Origin of the sequence: Actinoplanes sp. HUAS TT8 (genome assembly GCF_051380535.1) — a bacterium.
Taxonomy (GTDB): Bacteria; Actinomycetota; Actinomycetes; order Mycobacteriales; family Micromonosporaceae; genus Actinoplanes.
This window is the reverse complement of sequence record NZ_CP195646.1, coordinates 2,343,625-2,357,648: the sequence shown is the minus strand read 5'-3', so window position 1 is coordinate 2,357,648 and position 14,024 is coordinate 2,343,625. Positions and strand designations below refer to the sequence as shown.

Below are 14,024 nucleotides of genomic sequence, written 5' to 3'. Positions count from 1 at the left end.
CGGCCGGACGTGACCGCGCAGAAGATCCTAGAGAATCGGCCGGGTCAGCCGTGGGCGGCCAGGGCTTCGACGCGGTCCGGGGCGAAGATGGTGTCGGCGACCAGCAGGGCCAGGCCGATCAGGCCGGAGCGGTTGTCGAGCCGGGTCGCGACGATCTCCAGGCGGCGGGTGGCCAGGGGCAGCGAGCGGCGGTAGACCATCTCGCGGATGCCGGCGAACAGCTGTTCCTCGATGCCGGCGAGCTGGCCGCCGAGGACGACGACGCGCGGGTTGATCAGGCTGACCGCATCGGCGATGGCGTGCCCGATGATGCGGCCGGCGCGGCGGGCCAGACGGACCGCGACCAGGTCGCCGGTGCGGACCAGGGCGACCGCGTCGTCCACGGTGGAGACCTGTTTGCCGGCTTCGCGAAGATCACGGACAAGGGCCCAACCGCCCGCGTACGCCTCCACGCAGCCCACGTTCCCGCAGCGGCAGACCGGTTCGGCCCCGGCGTCCTCGACCGTCACCTGGATGTGTCCGATGTCGCCGGCCGCGCCGTCGGCCCCGCGGTAGATCTCGCCGCCGAGGATCATGCCGGCGCCGATGCCCGTCCCCGCCTTGATCATCAGTAGTTGCCGCACGTCGGGGTAGACGCTGCGCTGCTCCCCGATGGCCATGGCGTTGACGTCCTTCTCGACCAGCACGGCGCACGAGTACCGCCCGGCGAACCAGCTCGGGATGTCGTACCGGTCCCAGCCGCTCATTATCGGCGGGCTGACGACCTGGCCGCTGCCGAAGTCGACCGGCCCGGGCACGTCGATGCCGATGCCGAGCACCTCCTCGGCGGCACGCCCGGCACCGGTCAGCAGTTCCCGGAACATCTCGTCGGCCGCGCCGAGCACCGGCTCGGGTCCGTCGGCGACGTCGATGGTCCGGGCACTCTCGGCCCGCACCTCGCCGCGCAGGTCGCACAGGGCGACACGCATGCCGGTGGCGCCGATGTCGGCGACCAGCAGCACCCCGCGGTCGTGGTGGAACGTGAACCGGCTGGCCGGGCGCCCACCGGTCGGCGCGCCCTCGCCGCTGGGGACGACCAGGGCGGCGCTGAGCAGCGCGTCCAGGCGCTGGTTGACGGTCGACCGGGACAGGCCGGTGAGCTGCATGACGTCGGCGCGGGTGAGGCTCGGCCGGCCCCGGAACAGCTGGAGGACCTCGCCGAGACCGGTCGCGGGGGCCATCGATGACGCGCTTATCGACATCGCCGCATCGTACTACTGACGTTCGCGATACGTAAGTACGCCATCTTTTGCTTGACAGAAGTCATAACTCGGAATCTAATCACTCGAAACATCGACGACACGTAACCGCCCCCATACGGAAGGACCCCCATGTCTGGCATCCCGATCCATCGGGGCGTCGCCGCGGCCGTCTCCGCGACCGCGCTCCTCCTCGTCGCCGCCTGCGGAAGCGGCGGCACCACCAGCGCAACCACGGGCGGGACGACCAAGGTCGCCGCGGTCATCAAGGGGCTGGACAACCCGTTCTTCCAGTCCATGGAGCAGGGCATCAAGGAGCAGGCGTCGGCCTCCGGCACCGACGTGACCGTGCAGGCGGCCACCTCGATCACCGACACCACCGGGCAGGCCGACAAGCTCACCGGGCTGGCCGGGCAGGACTACTCCTGCTACGTGGTCAACCCGATCTCCGGCACCAACCTGATCCAGGGCATCGCCCAGCTCGCGGCCAGGAAGAAGACGATCGTCAACATCGACAGCCCGGTCGAGGCGGCCGCGGCCAAGGCCGCCAACGCCACCCCGGCCACCTACATCGGCACCAACAACACCGCGGCCGGGCAGAAGGCCGGCGAGCAGATGCTCACCCTGCTGCCCGGTGGCGGCAAGGTCGCGGCGATCGGCGGCATCGCCGGGGACGTGACCAGCGGCCAGCGCATCGACGGGTTCAGCCAGGCCGTCTCCGGCAAGCTCGACCTGGTCCAGACCGTGGCCGCGAACTGGGAGCGCCAGGAGGCGCTGACTCAGGCCGGCAACGTGATGCGGGCCCAGCCGGACCTGAAGGGCTTCTTCGTCGCCAACGACGACATGGGCCTGGGCGTGGCCCGCGCGGTCGCGACGGCGGGCAAGGCCGGCCAGATCAAGATCATCAGCGTGGACGGGATCAAGGACGCGCTCACCGCCGTCAAGAACGGCGAGGTCGACGCGGTGATCGCCCAGTATCCGTACGCGATCGGTCTGATGGGTATGGAGGCGTGCCAGGCCGCGGCCAAGGGCGCGACTCTCCCGGCCGATGTCGAAGCGCCGGTCGAGGTGGTCACCAAGGACAACGCCGACCAGGCTCTGGCGGCGACGCCGAAGCCGTTCGGCACCTACGACGACCCGTTCAAGACCCTGCTGGGGCAGTAGTCATGACCACTGCTGCCGTCGCCGAACACCGCACCCGCACCTGGACGAACCGGCTCAAGGACGTGAGCTTCTGGGCCGAATGGGCCGCCGCCGTCGGGCTCGTCCTGCTCGTCATCGTCTTCCAGATCCTCAACCCGACGTTCCTGAGCAGCGGCAACATCTCCTCGATGCTGGTCGCCGCGGCCATCCTGATCATCCTGGCCGTGGGCCAGACGTTCGTGGTCGCCACCGGCGGCATCGACCTCTCGGTGGCCTCGATGATGACCCTCGGCGCGGTCGCCTTCGGCCAGGCCTACTCCCACGGCGCCGGCCTGCTCTGGTCGGCCCTGCTGGCCGTCGCGGTCGGCGCCGCCACCGGATTCGTCAACGGTTTCGTCATCGCCCGCGGCCGGATCACCGACTTCATCGTCACTCTCGGCATGCTCTCCGCGGCCTCCGGCGCCGCCCTGATCCTGGCCGACGGCAAACCGGTCACCATCATCGACACGTTCCTGCTCAAGCTCTCCACCGGTGGGATCGGCATCTTCGGCTGGACCGTGATCATCGCCGCCGTGGTCGCCCTGATCGCGCACGGCCTGCTGTTCTGGACCCGGTTCGGCACGCACGTGCTGGCCACCGGCGGCTCCCGCGAGGCGGCCAACGCCACCGGCATCAACACGGCCCGCGTGAAGATCGCCGTCTACGCCATCTCGGGCCTGCTGGCCGGGCTCGGCGCGATCCTGCTGGTCGCCCGGGTCGGCGCGGCCGAACCCGCCTCCAACACGTCGTTCCTGCTCAACTCGGTCGCCGCGGTCGTCCTGGGCGGGGTCAGCCTGCTCGGCGGGCGGGCCACCATCGCCGGGCCGGTGATCGGCGCGCTGCTGCTCACCGCGCTCACCAACGGGCTCACCCTGCTGGGCGTCTCCCAGTTCTACCAACCACTGGCGGTCGGCTTCGTCGTCGTGCTCGCCGCTCTCCTGACGAGGTTCCAGAAGTGAGCACACTCCTGAGCGTCGACGGCGTGTCCCTGGCCTTCGGCAGCGTCCAAGCCCTCAACGACGTCTCCCTGACCGTGGCCGAGGGCGAGATCACCGCCCTGGTCGGCGACAACGGCGCCGGCAAGTCCACCCTGGTCCGCTGCATCTCCGGCGTCCACCGGCCCGACCACGGCGTGATCGCCATGGGCGGCGAACGACTGCACTTCAGGTCGCCCGAGGACGCCCGCGAGCAGGGCATCGAAACCGTCCACCAGAACCTCGCCCTGGTCGAGGACCTGACCGTCTGGCAGAACCTGTTCCTCAACCGCGAACTCGTCCGCCGCATCGGACCGCTCGCCGTCCTCAACCGCCGCGCCATGCAGCGCGAGGCCAAGGAGATGGTCGCCACCCTGGCCGTCAACGTGCCCGCGGTCGGCAGCCGGGTCCGCCGCCTCTCCGGCGGCCAGCGCCAGGCCGTGGCCATCTGCCGCGCGGCCGGCTTCAAGTCCCAGCTGGTGATCATGGACGAGCCGACCGCCGCGCTCGGCGTGCAGGAGACCGCCCGCGTCGAGCAGCTGATCACCAAGCTGCGCGACGACGGCCGGGCCGTGCTGCTGATCAGCCACAACTTCGACCAGGTGATGCGCCTGTCGGACCAGGTCTGGGTGATGCGGGCCGGCCGCTGCGTCGGTGGACGCCGGACCGCGGACACCACCGGCGAGGAGATCGTCGCCCTGATCACCGGCGCCAAGAGCGCCTGAACCCTCCGTACGGGAAAGGAATTTTGATGGGATTTGAGAATCTGCTCGGCGTGCACGCACTGGTCTGGGTCGGCGACACCGGGCCCACGTCGGTCACCACCGCCATCGAGAAGACCAAGGCCTGCGGGTACGACCTTCTCGAGTTCTCCCTGCACGACTCGCTCAACCTGGACGTCCCGAAGGCCCGCGCCGAACTGGAAGCGGCCGGCCTGAAGGTCGCGTGCTCGCGCGGCCTGGCCATGGATGCCGACATCTCCAGCGACGACCCGGCCGTGGTCGAACGCGGCGAACGGCTGCTGCACGAGTCCCTGGCCGTCGCCGCCGGACTCGGCAGCACCCACCTGACCGGCGCGTTGTACAGCGCGTTCGGCAGCTATCCGCGCCCGCTCAGCCCGGCCGGCCGCGCCAACGTCGTCACCGTGCTGCGCCGGCTGGCCAAGGAGGCCCGCGGCACCGGCGTCACCCTCGGGCTGGAGATCTGCAACCGCTACGAGACGAACGTGGTCAACACCGCCCGCGACGCGCTGCGCCTGGCCGACGACATCGGCGAGGACAACATCGTCATCCACCTCGACACCTACCACATGAACATCGAGGAGAACGACATGGTCCGCCCGGTCCTCGACATGGGCGACCGGCTCGGCTACGTGCACATCGGCGAGAACCACCGCGGCTACCTGGGCTCCGGGCACCTGGACTTCACCTCGTTCTTCCACGCGCTCGGCACGATCGGCTACACCGGGCCGATCACGTTCGAGTCGTTCTCGTCGGCGGTCGTCGCGCCCGGCCTCTCGGCCGACCTGTCCATCTGGCGCAACCTGTGGGACGACGGCGAGGACCTGGCCCGGCACGCCCGCCAGTTCATCACCACGCACCTCGGCGCCCGCCCGGCATGACCACCACCTTCGCCGCCCTCGTGGACCGCGCCCGTTCCCTCGCCGGCGGGCGCGGGCGGGCCGTTCTGGGCATCGCGGGCGCGCCCGCCGCGGGCAAGACGACCCTCGCCCGGCACCTGGTCCGGGCGCTGTCCGAGGCCGGGGTGGCGGTCGCGCACGTACCCATGGACGGTTTTCATCTCGCCGACGCCGAACTCGATCGGCTCGGCGCGCGGGACCGCAAGGGTGCGCCGGACACGTTCGACGCCCTCGGGTACGCGGCGTTGCTCCGGCGTCTCAAGGAGGACGCCGACGAGATGATCTACGCGCCCGGCTTCGAGCGGACCATAGAGCAGCCGATCGCCGGGACCATCCCGGTTCCCCCGGCCGCTCGCCTGATCATCTCCGAGGGCAACTATCTGCTGGTCGACGATCCGCGCTGGCGTCCGGTCCGCCCGCAGACGGACGAGATCTGGTATCTCGACCTCGACCAGGAGGAACGCCTGCGCCGCCTGGTCGAGCGGCACGTCCGCTTCGGCAAACCGGAGGCCGACGCGATCGCCTGGGCCACCGGAACCGACGAACGCAACGCCGAGATCATCATGGCCACCCGCAACCGCGCCGACCTGATCATCCCGGCGACCGTCCTTGACGACATCGACGCCGCGCCGAGCGCGGACGGGCGGACTCCTACTCGTAGCGGTACTTGAGGGCCTCGACCTCGGTGCGTTCGATGTCGGCGATGGTCAGCTCGGGTCACCTCGGCCGAGGTCGGCTGGGCGTCGGCCGGCAGCCACTGGCCCGGCTTCCAGGCGCCGCTGCGCAGCAGCGACTTGGGGCAGTGCGGGTAGACCTCCTCGATCCCCAGAACCAGCGCGCCGGCCAGCGGTTTACCCACGGCGGTCAGCTGGGACAGCAGGTCACCCCGGGTGGAGACGCAGGCCCGCCCGTTCATCCGCAGTGTCGTGGTGCGTCATGCCGCCGACTTTGATCGAGAGTCCCGAATGTCAGTGGGATTCCCGGGACACCTGGTCGCCGCTGCCGCCGAGCAGGAAGTCCAGGTCGGCGCCGGTGTTGGCCTGGCCGACGGTGTCGACGTAGAGCCGTTCCCAGCCCCGGCTCGGCCGGGCGTACGCGTTCACCGCCTCGGCCGCGGGTTCCCGCGCGGCGAGTTCCGCGTCGGACAGTTCGACGTCGAGCCGCCGACCGGCCACGTCCAGGACGATCATGTCGCCGGTGCGGACCCGGCCGAGCGGCCCGCCGGCAGCGGCTTCCGGGGCGACGTGCAGGACCACCGTGCCGTACGCGGTCCCACTCATCCGCCCGTCGCAGATGCGCACCATGTCGCGGATGCCGTCGGCGAGCAGTTTCGCCGGCAGCGGCATGTTGGCGACCTCGGGCATGCCGGGGTAGCCCTTGGGTCCGCAGCCCCGCAGGATCAGCACCGAGTCGGCGGTCACCGGCAGGTCCGGGTCGTCGAGGCGGGCGCGCAGGTCCTCGACCGAGTCGAACACGATCGCGGGCCCGCGGTGGGTCAGCAGTTCGGGCGAGGCGGCGGCCGGTTTGATGACGGCCCCGCCGGGGGCGAGGTTGCCGTAGAGCACGGCGATCCCGGCCTCGGGCAGCAGTGGTTCCTCCCGGGCCCGGATGACCTCCCGGTCGTACACCCGGGCGCTGTCGAGATAGTCGACCAGGGGGCGCCCGGTGACGGTGATCGCGGCCGGGTCGAGCAGGTCACGGATCTCGGCCAGCACGGCGTGCAGGCCACCGGCCCGGTGCAGGTCGTCCATCAGGAACCGGCCGGCCGGCTGCAGGTCGACCAGCAGCGGCACGTGCGAACCGACCCGGTCGAAGTCATCCTGGCTCAGCTCGACGCCGAGCCGCCCGGCGATGGCCAGCAGGTGCACGACGGCGTTGGTGGATCCGCCCAGCGCGGCCAGGGCCACGATCGCGTTGAGGAACGAGCCGCGGGTCATCACCGCGCTCGGCCGCAGGTCCCGGTCCACCAGGTCGACGGCGAGCAGGCCGGTCGCGTGGGCGGCTTCGAGCAGGCGGCTGTCCGGGGCCGGGGTGCCGGCCACGCCGGGCCGGGTCATGCCGAGCACCTCGGCCAGCAGGCCCATGGTCGACGCCGTACCCATGGTGTTGCAATGCCCTTTGCTTCTGATCATGGAAGCTTCCGAGCGGGTGAACTCGGCCGCGCTCAGGGTCCCGGCCCGGACCTCCTCGCTCAGTTGCCACACACCGGTTCCGCAGCCCAGCGGGACACCGCGGAACGTGCCGGTGAGCATCGGCCCGCCGGGCACGACGACGGCCGGCAGGTCGACCGAGGCGGCGCCCATCAGCAGGGCGGGAATGGTCTTGTCGCAGCCGCCGAGCAGCACGACGCCGTCGATCGGGTTGGCCCGCAGCATCTCCTCGATCGCCATCGCGGCCATGTTGCGCCACAGCATCGCGGTCGGACGGACCTGCGTCTCCCCCAGCGACACCACCGGCAGGTTCAGCGCGATGCCGCCGGCCTGGTGGATGCCGGCGGTGACGCTGCGGGCGACCTCGTCGAGGTGCGCGTTGCACGGCGTCAGGTCGGAGGCGGTGTTGGCGATGGCGATGTGCGGGCGCCCGTCGAACGCGTCGGCGGGCAGGCCACGACGCATCCAGGCCCGGTGGATGTAGCTGTTGCGGTCGTCCCCGGCGTACCACTGGGCACTGCGGCGTGGCGGCATGGCGGCCCCTCAGATCGACATAGGTCGAATCCTAGACCCGATCTAAAATCCGATTCAATTGCTTCCGTACGGAGGAGCAGCCGCCCCCGACCCGACGGAGTCCCGGTGACACGCGCCTACACTGCCCGGCCCGCCGAGGCCGGCGTCCACCAGCTCGGCGAGGGCCCGGTCTGGGACCCCGACCGTCAGCGGCTGCTCTGGGTCGACATCGACGGTCACGCCGTCCACCAGGGCGAACTCGGCACGACGATCAGGGTGACGGGCACGTGGCGGTTCCCCGCCGAGGCGTGCGCGGTGGCCGTGGCCGCCTCCGGCGAGCTGCTGGTGGCCGAGCGCGAGACCCTGACCCGGGTCGGGCTGGACGGCACACGCACCGAGCTGGCCCGCGTTCTGCCGGCGGGGGCGGCGAGCCGGCTCAACGACGGCGCGGTCGACCCGGCCGGCCGTTTCCTGGTCGGCAGCCTCGATCCGGCGCAGAGGTCCGGGACCGAGGTGCTGGTCCGGCTCGACGGCACCGAGCTCACCACCCTGGACGCCGACCTCACCCTGTCCAACGGTCTGGCCTGGTCACCGGCGGGCGACCGGCTGTTCAGCGTCGACACCGTGCCCGGCGTCGTGTGGGTGCGCGATTACGAGCCGCGGATCGGCGCGAGGCGCGAGGCGTTCCGGATCACCGACGGACTTCCCGACGGCCTGTGCGCCGACACCGACGGCAACCTGTGGATCGCGATCTGGGGCGGTGGCCGGGTCGAGTGCCGCACCCCGCAGGGCGAGCTGCTGGCCACGGTCGCCGTGGACGCGCCGCACACCACGAGCGTCGCGTTCGCCGGGCCCGGGCTGGACCTGCTGGTCGTCACCACGGCCGCGCAGGACGGACACCCCGACTCCGGGAAGTTGTTCACCGCTCGCGTCGAGGCCGTGGGGGTGCCCACCCCGTACTGGAAACCGGGTTTTTAATCGTTGTTCCCGGTCTGATCCGGGCTCACCGCGAACGGGTTCCGCAGGCGCTGCATCGCCTCGGCGTCGCGGGCGGCGACCGCGGCCCGCGGGGCCGGGATGCCGATCACCGGACGGAAGATCTCGTCGGCGATCGCCTGCGGCGCGGATTCTGTCGATGAATCGGTCATGAAATGTGTCGCTTTCGTCGTGATGAGGTGGAGCGGGCCGGTAGATGCCCCGACGGGGTCCCGGCCATGCATGGCAGCCGCTCGTTTCCCTCAGACGGAGGCGGCAGTGCGATGAGTGTGGCGCGGAAGGCCAGACGGCGTCTGAATTGCGCCGGTACGTAAGGGTACCCCGCCGTGCTCCCTGCCTCACTCCCGGTCGGCGCTGGATCACGAAAGGGGCGGTCGACTAGTTTCGGGCCCGTGGTTCCACCCGGCGGAACAGAGGCAGGTCCCTCGCGTGCCCTTCGACCCCCTTCCCTCGTTAGAGGCCCAGCCGACAGCCGACAGCCGACAGCCGACAGCCGACAGCCGACAGCCGACAGCCGACAGCCGACAGCCGACAGCCGACAGCCGACAGCCGGTGCGCGTGCCGGTCGGGGCGGAGGCGCGGCTCTGGGTCACGGTCGCCGCTGAGCGGACGCTGCTGGCGGTCGCCCGCACGGTGACCTCGACCGCCCGGGTCCTCGACGCCGTCCAGCTGCTGCGCGACGATCCGCGGGTCCAGGTCGTGTTCACCGTCAACGACTCGTCGCCGTTCAACGACGGCGTGCCCGAGCTGCTGACCAGGGCCGGAGCCCGGGTCGTGCCGTGGGACCAGGTCCGGGACCTCCGCTTCGACGCCGCGCTCACCGCCAGCGAGAACACCGAGTTCGACCCGATCGACGCGCCGGTCCTGGTCCTGCAGCACGGCGTCGGCTTCCACAAGAACCTGCCCGACTCGCGCGGCGACGGCCGCCGCGTCGCCGGGACGATCCGCGCCGAGGACCTGACCGGCCGCCGGATGCTGATCGCGGTCACCCACCCGCAGCAGATCACCCAGCTCGGACCGGCCGCCGGGAACGCCGTCCTGATCACCGACCCCATGATCGAACGGCTCCGAGCCGCCCGCCGGTTGCGCCGCCGCTACCGGACCGCCCTCGACCTCGGCTCTCGCCGGCTGATAGTGATCAGCTCGACCTGGGGCCGGCACTCGCTTTTCGGCCGCCGGCCGGACCTGCCCGCCCGCCTGCTCGCCCAGCTCGACGCCGGCCGATACCGTGTCGCCACGGTCCTGCACCCCAACGTCACCGCCGGTCACGGCGGCCTCCAGCTCCGACTCTGGCTGGCCGCCGCCCGAGACGCCGGACTGCTCATGATCCCGCCCGACGAGGGCTGGCAGGCCACCCTCGCCGCCGCCGACTGCATGATCGGCGACCACTCCTCGATCAGCCTCCTCGCGGCCGCCGCCGACATCCCGCTGCTGCTCGCGCCCCTGAGCGACGAGGTCGTGCCGGGCACCCCGATGACCGCGCTGCACCGCTCGGCGCACCGCCTGGACGTCCGGCGGCCCTTCGCTGAACAGGTCGAACACGCGATCGCGACGCCCGCGAACCACGCCGAGGCGATCGACGGCACGTTCGGCCCGGCCGCGCGCCCCCTGCGCCAGGTCCTCTACGAGCTGCTCGACCTGCCCGAGCCCGCCGAGCCGGCGCCGCTGCTCGCCTGGCCACCGCCGGTTCCGGAGTCGACTCCGGTCGGCTCCTTCATGATCCACACTCGGATCAACGACAAGACGATCGACGTACGGAGATATCCGGCGGCCGTCCGCCGGCACGTCACCGAGCCCGGCCCCGGATGGGACGCTCACCTGTCCTCCGGCGAGGACGAGTGGGACCTGCGCACGTTGCAGAACGCCGAAGTCCTGACGGCCGCGAAGTGTGCCGATCCGTGGGACTGGGCCGAGACCGTTCTCGATCAGTTCCCCGGCGCCATGATCGCGTGCGCGGCGGTTCCCGGCGGTGGCGTCGCACTGTTCCGCGACGGCCGCCGCGCCGAGGTGGCCGGTGAGGCCGACGTGACCGTGCTCGCCGCGAGCCTGTACGCCCTGGCCCGCCGCCTCGACGACGGCATCGACGGGCACTGGGAGGTCGACGGCGGCACCACGCTGACGGTCCGGCCGCTTCCCAAGACCTGATTCGGCTACTTTCCCGGGCTGGACAGGCGGCGGATCTCGGCGGCTCGCTCGGCGTGCTCGGCCACGGCGGCCCGGTCGCCGAGCGCGGTCGCGGCGAGCACCAGGTTCTCCCGCACCTCCAGCTCGTAGCGCCAGAGCCGGGAGACGGCAAGGTATGCGGCGGCCGCGGCCAGTTCCTCGTAGGCCACCCGGAAGTGACCCAGATGCAGGTGCGCGGCCCCGATCGCGGCGTCGGCGCGGGTGGCGTTCCGGTCGTCGCCGGCCGCGTTCAGACCCTCGCGGGCCTGATCAAGCTCGGTCAGGGCGTCGGCGGGCCGGCCGGCCGAGTCGAGGAACGCGCCGTAGTAGAGGTGACCCAGCGCGACGCCGCGCGGGAGCCCGACGTCATGGAAGGTGGCAATGGCCGTACGGAAAGCGTCCTCGGCCTTTGCTCGTGCAGTTGGCTGGTCGCTTTCGGACGCGGCGCGCGCGACCCGGTCGAGCAGGCGGGCATTGAACTCCCAGACCGTCCCGGCCAGGACCGGATCGTCCGCGGCCGGAAGCAGGGCGAGCGCGCGATCGATCTCGGTCTGCGCCCGGCGCAGGTCACCGGCCGCGGAATGCGCGCCGGAGAGCGTGCAGCGGATCTGAACCTCGACGTCGGCCCGGCCGAGGCGCTGCGCGGCGGCGATGCCGAGCTCCGACATCTCGGTCCAGTCGGCCAGGTGCGGGTGGTTGAAGTACAACGCCTGGGCGGCCGTCGCCAGCCTCGCGACCTGCTCGTTCGCGCCCAGAGCGAGCCCGGCCCGAGCCACCCGCAGCAGATCCTCACGGCCGCGTTCCAGCTCGTCGAGCGCCTCGGCCCGACCCGGCGGACCGTCCGGGCCCGGCGGCCCGGTGATCAGGCGGCGCCGATCCCCCATGATCGCCCGGTCGGCCGCCTCGGCGAACTCGCAGAAATAGTCCACGGTCGCGGCCACGACCTCGTCGTGCGCGGAAAGCCCGGCCGCGTGGGCCCGGATCAGCGGATGCTGCGCCCAACGGCCGGGACCGGGCCGTTCCAGCAGGTTGAGGCCGATCAGCTCGTCGGTCGCGGCCCGCCGGGCCCGATGATCGGACCAGCCGAGACGAGCCAGCAGACCGTCGGTGACCTCGGCGACCGGGACCGCGCCGAAAGTCCGGTACAACTCCTGGGCCGAATCGGACAGGTGCCGGTAGACGTTCTGGAACAGCGGGCCGACCTCGTCGCCGAGCAGATCCGGCTCCGACTCCAGGTCGCGCACCAGGTCGGCCAGGGTGAGGCCGGGGTCGAGCCGCAGGCGGGCGCCGACGATGCGGATCGCGATCGGCAGGTGCCCGCACAGGTCGATCACACGCCGGACCGGCGCCGGGTCGGTGCCCTCGCGTCCGCTGACCGCTTCCAGCAACTCGCGGGCGGCGGAGTCGTCGAGGGGGCCGACGTCGATGAATCGGGCGCCGTCCATGGCCAGGCCCCTCACGTCGCGCTCGGTGCTGACCAGGACCATGCTGCCGGCGGCGGTCGGGATCAGCGGGCTGATCTGGGCCGGCAGGGCGGCGCCGCGCAGCAGCAGAAGCACCGGCCGGTCCGCCGTCATCGTCCGGTACAACGCGAGCCGAGCGGCGAAACTGTCCGGCACCAGACTGCTCGGCACACCCATGGCCAGCAGGAACGACGTCACGATGTTCTCGGTCGACTCCGGGCCGCCGAGCGCCGCGTCCGGGAGTTCGCGCAGGTCGGCGTAGAGCTGCCCGCCGCCGAACCAGTCCTGCCGCTTATGACCCCAGCGCAGCGCGAGCGCCGTCTTCCCGGCCCCCGGCGTGCCCCGCAGCACGACAACCGGGGTGGCCCCGGCCTCGCCGTGCCCGCGGATCTCGTCGAGCGCGGCCAGCGGACCGGTCCGGTTGACGAAATCGGCCGGCCCGGCCGGCAGCAGCCGGACCGTCGCCGGAACCGGAAGCCCCGGACTGGGCACGGTCAGCGCGGGCGCCTCACCGAGCTGGCGCAGCAGCGCCTGCATGCGCGCGGCGAACGCCGGATCCTCGTCCACGATGTCCCGAAGCGCCTGCTCCAGCGCGTCCCGGTCACCGGCGTCGATGAGCGTGGCCCGGGTCCCGAGCCGCCCACGCACCTTGCGGAACAGGGTCGTCCAGGTGGATTGCGCCGCGTTGCCGATGTCCTCACTGGCCCGTGACATCACCGCGGTCGCGACCGCGGCGATCAGCGCTTCCCACATCCGTCCCCCAAAGACGCAGTCCGAACGATCGACAGGCGTCAGGATACGGCGTGCTTGACGGTGTAATGCAGGTGGAGAACGCGATCCCCCTGAACGACGGCGTCCGGGTCGTCGAGCAGCACGGTGCCGGTGTGCCCGCCGAAGAACCGGACCCCCTCCCCCAGAACCACCGGCACGACATCCATGGCCACCTCGCCCACCAGGCCCGCGGCGAACGCCTGCCCGCCGACATCGCCCGCCGTCACACAGACCACACCGTCACCGGCCAACTCCTTGGCCTGCTGAATCCCGGCCTCGACCGAGCCGGCGGTGTGGAACGGCGCATTCGGGAAGCGCTCCAACCACTCCGGCGGCAGCGGCCGATGGGTGACCACGACCAGGTGATCCCCGGCCGCCGGCACACCCGACCAGCCGTCGGTGGTGTCGAACAGGTGACGGCCGATCACGGTGCAGCCGACCTTGCCCCAGAACGGCCGCACGTAGTCGGCCGAGGCCTGGCTGACGGTGAACGACCACTTGTCGTTGGCGTGGACGGTGACGTCGCCGTTGCCGTACCAGTCGAAGAGCGGCCCCACCGAGTCGTCGGGATACGCGATGAACCCGTCCACCGACACCACCGCCTGCATGATCACTCGCGCCATGCCCTGTGCTCCTCACTCCGCCGGGTCTCTACGCTCTGACCTTAGGTCGCCACGCTGCTCGAGAACGCCAAGCGCGATCCGGCCACTTTCGTGGTCGGATGCGAATCGCTCCAACACATCGCGCGGGATCTCCTTGAGCGTTTCGCGGAGCCAATAGGTGACATCCGTGTCGCGGTATCGTGCCCACCACCGAGCCGCGTCGATGAGATCGTCGATCCCTTCGACGTCGTCGTTCAAGCTCTCCCGGGCGGCGGCGAGCCACCTGTTCTGCGACAGGGGCAGCTCAAGATTCTGAAGCTGCGGAGGATCCGG

General features: G+C 71.4%; 13 protein-coding genes. 7 read left to right on the top strand and 6 right to left on the bottom strand.

All coding sequences use genetic code 11. The features are described from left to right. Positions 1 to 44: 44 nt before the first annotated feature. Positions 45 to 1,241, bottom strand: coding sequence for an ROK family transcriptional regulator (locus ACSHV8_RS10330; RefSeq protein ID WP_436531740.1), 1,197 nt, complete (start codon positions 1,239 to 1,241; stop codon positions 45 to 47). 129 nt (positions 1,242 to 1,370) lie between these two features. On the opposite strand from ACSHV8_RS10330, the gene ACSHV8_RS10325 reads away from it, so the two are divergent. The 5 genes from ACSHV8_RS10325 to ACSHV8_RS10305 are packed head-to-tail and all read left to right on the top strand — an operon-like array spanning position 1,371 to position 5,704. Next, the gene (locus ACSHV8_RS10325) at positions 1,371 to 2,402 is read left to right on the top strand and encodes a substrate-binding domain-containing protein (RefSeq protein WP_436531738.1); all 1,032 of its coding nucleotides are present in this window, start codon (positions 1,371 to 1,373) and stop codon (positions 2,400 to 2,402) included. A 2-nt stretch (positions 2,403 to 2,404) separates the two neighbouring features. Then, positions 2,405 to 3,379: an ABC transporter permease gene (locus tag ACSHV8_RS10320; RefSeq protein WP_436531736.1), complete on the top strand. Its 975-nt coding sequence runs from the start codon at positions 2,405 to 2,407 to the stop codon at positions 3,377 to 3,379. Further along, complete coding sequence (locus ACSHV8_RS10315; protein WP_436531734.1) at positions 3,376 to 4,119, top strand: ATP-binding cassette domain-containing protein; 744 nt, start codon at positions 3,376 to 3,378, stop codon at positions 4,117 to 4,119. Before ACSHV8_RS10320 ends, ACSHV8_RS10315 begins: the two co-directional genes overlap by 4 nt. Positions 4,120 to 4,145: 26 nt before the next feature. Continuing rightward, positions 4,146 to 5,015 (top strand): sugar phosphate isomerase/epimerase family protein, encoded by an 870-nt coding sequence (locus ACSHV8_RS10310; protein ID WP_436531732.1) that lies wholly within the window; start codon positions 4,146 to 4,148, stop codon positions 5,013 to 5,015. Beyond that, positions 5,012 to 5,704 carry a nucleoside/nucleotide kinase family protein gene (locus ACSHV8_RS10305; RefSeq protein ID WP_436531730.1) on the top strand — a complete coding sequence of 231 codons (693 nt, stop codon included), beginning with the start codon at positions 5,012 to 5,014 and terminating at the stop codon, positions 5,702 to 5,704. The genes ACSHV8_RS10310 and ACSHV8_RS10305 overlap by 4 nt, the downstream gene beginning before the upstream one ends. A gap of 297 nt (positions 5,705 to 6,001) precedes the next feature. On the opposite strand, the gene ACSHV8_RS10300 is transcribed toward ACSHV8_RS10305, so the two are convergent. Beyond that, entirely contained in the window at positions 6,002 to 7,717 is a 1,716-nt protein-coding gene (locus tag ACSHV8_RS10300; protein ID WP_436531728.1) for a dihydroxy-acid dehydratase, read from the bottom strand. Between the two features lie 105 nt (positions 7,718 to 7,822). Here ACSHV8_RS10300 and ACSHV8_RS10295 point away from each other — a divergent pair, with 105 nt between their 5' ends. Continuing rightward, positions 7,823 to 8,674: an SMP-30/gluconolactonase/LRE family protein gene (locus ACSHV8_RS10295; protein ID WP_436531726.1), complete on the top strand. Its 852-nt coding sequence runs from the start codon at positions 7,823 to 7,825 to the stop codon at positions 8,672 to 8,674. On the opposite strand, the gene ACSHV8_RS10290 is transcribed toward ACSHV8_RS10295, so the two are convergent. After that, the gene (locus ACSHV8_RS10290; RefSeq protein WP_436531724.1) at positions 8,671 to 8,844 is read right to left on the bottom strand and encodes a hypothetical protein; all 174 of its coding nucleotides are present in this window, start codon (positions 8,842 to 8,844) and stop codon (positions 8,671 to 8,673) included. The two genes, ACSHV8_RS10295 and ACSHV8_RS10290, sit on opposite strands and share 4 nt — an antisense overlap. Positions 8,845 to 9,244: 400 nt before the next feature. On the opposite strand from ACSHV8_RS10290, the gene ACSHV8_RS10285 reads away from it, so the two are divergent. Then, on the top strand, positions 9,245 to 10,837 hold the full coding sequence (locus ACSHV8_RS10285) for a hypothetical protein (RefSeq protein ID WP_436531723.1): 1,593 nt from the start codon (positions 9,245 to 9,247) through the stop codon (positions 10,835 to 10,837). A gap of 5 nt (positions 10,838 to 10,842) precedes the next feature. Here the strand turns inward: ACSHV8_RS10285 and ACSHV8_RS10280 are convergent, their stop codons facing one another. From ACSHV8_RS10280 to ACSHV8_RS10270, 3 genes are read right to left on the bottom strand one after another with little or no spacing between them, the layout of a single operon-like run. Beyond that, the gene (locus ACSHV8_RS10280; protein WP_436531721.1) at positions 10,843 to 13,071 is read right to left on the bottom strand and encodes a hypothetical protein; all 2,229 of its coding nucleotides are present in this window, start codon (positions 13,069 to 13,071) and stop codon (positions 10,843 to 10,845) included. Positions 13,072 to 13,109: 38 nt separating this feature from the next. Beyond that, a complete protein-coding gene (locus tag ACSHV8_RS10275) occupies positions 13,110 to 13,712 on the bottom strand; it encodes a dihydrofolate reductase family protein (protein WP_436531719.1) in 603 nt (200 codons plus the stop codon). 12 nt (positions 13,713 to 13,724) lie between these two features. Next, positions 13,725 to 13,949: a hypothetical protein gene (locus ACSHV8_RS10270; RefSeq protein WP_436531718.1), complete on the bottom strand. Its 225-nt coding sequence runs from the start codon at positions 13,947 to 13,949 to the stop codon at positions 13,725 to 13,727. Positions 13,950 to 14,024: the final 75 nt, after the last annotated feature.

What these genes read in the sequence shown, in the direction of transcription:
- ACSHV8_RS10330 (WP_436531740.1), bottom strand. Translation starts at nt 1,241, where the DNA reads ATGTCGATAAGCGCGTCATCGATGGCCCCCGCGACCGGTCTCGGCGAG.
- ACSHV8_RS10325 (WP_436531738.1), top strand. Translation starts at nt 1,371, where the DNA reads ATGTCTGGCATCCCGATCCATCGGGGCGTCGCCGCGGCCGTCTCCGCG.
- ACSHV8_RS10320 (WP_436531736.1), top strand. Translation starts at nt 2,405, where the DNA reads ATGACCACTGCTGCCGTCGCCGAACACCGCACCCGCACCTGGACGAAC.
- ACSHV8_RS10310 (WP_436531732.1), top strand. Translation starts at nt 4,146, where the DNA reads ATGGGATTTGAGAATCTGCTCGGCGTGCACGCACTGGTCTGGGTCGGC.
- ACSHV8_RS10305 (WP_436531730.1), top strand. Translation starts at nt 5,012, where the DNA reads ATGACCACCACCTTCGCCGCCCTCGTGGACCGCGCCCGTTCCCTCGCC.
- ACSHV8_RS10300 (WP_436531728.1), bottom strand. Translation starts at nt 7,717, where the DNA reads ATGCCGCCACGCCGCAGTGCCCAGTGGTACGCCGGGGACGACCGCAAC.
- ACSHV8_RS10290 (WP_436531724.1), bottom strand. Translation starts at nt 8,844, where the DNA reads ATGACCGATTCATCGACAGAATCCGCGCCGCAGGCGATCGCCGACGAG.
- ACSHV8_RS10280 (WP_436531721.1), bottom strand. Translation starts at nt 13,071, where the DNA reads ATGTGGGAAGCGCTGATCGCCGCGGTCGCGACCGCGGTGATGTCACGG.
- ACSHV8_RS10275 (WP_436531719.1), bottom strand. Translation starts at nt 13,712, where the DNA reads ATGGCGCGAGTGATCATGCAGGCGGTGGTGTCGGTGGACGGGTTCATC.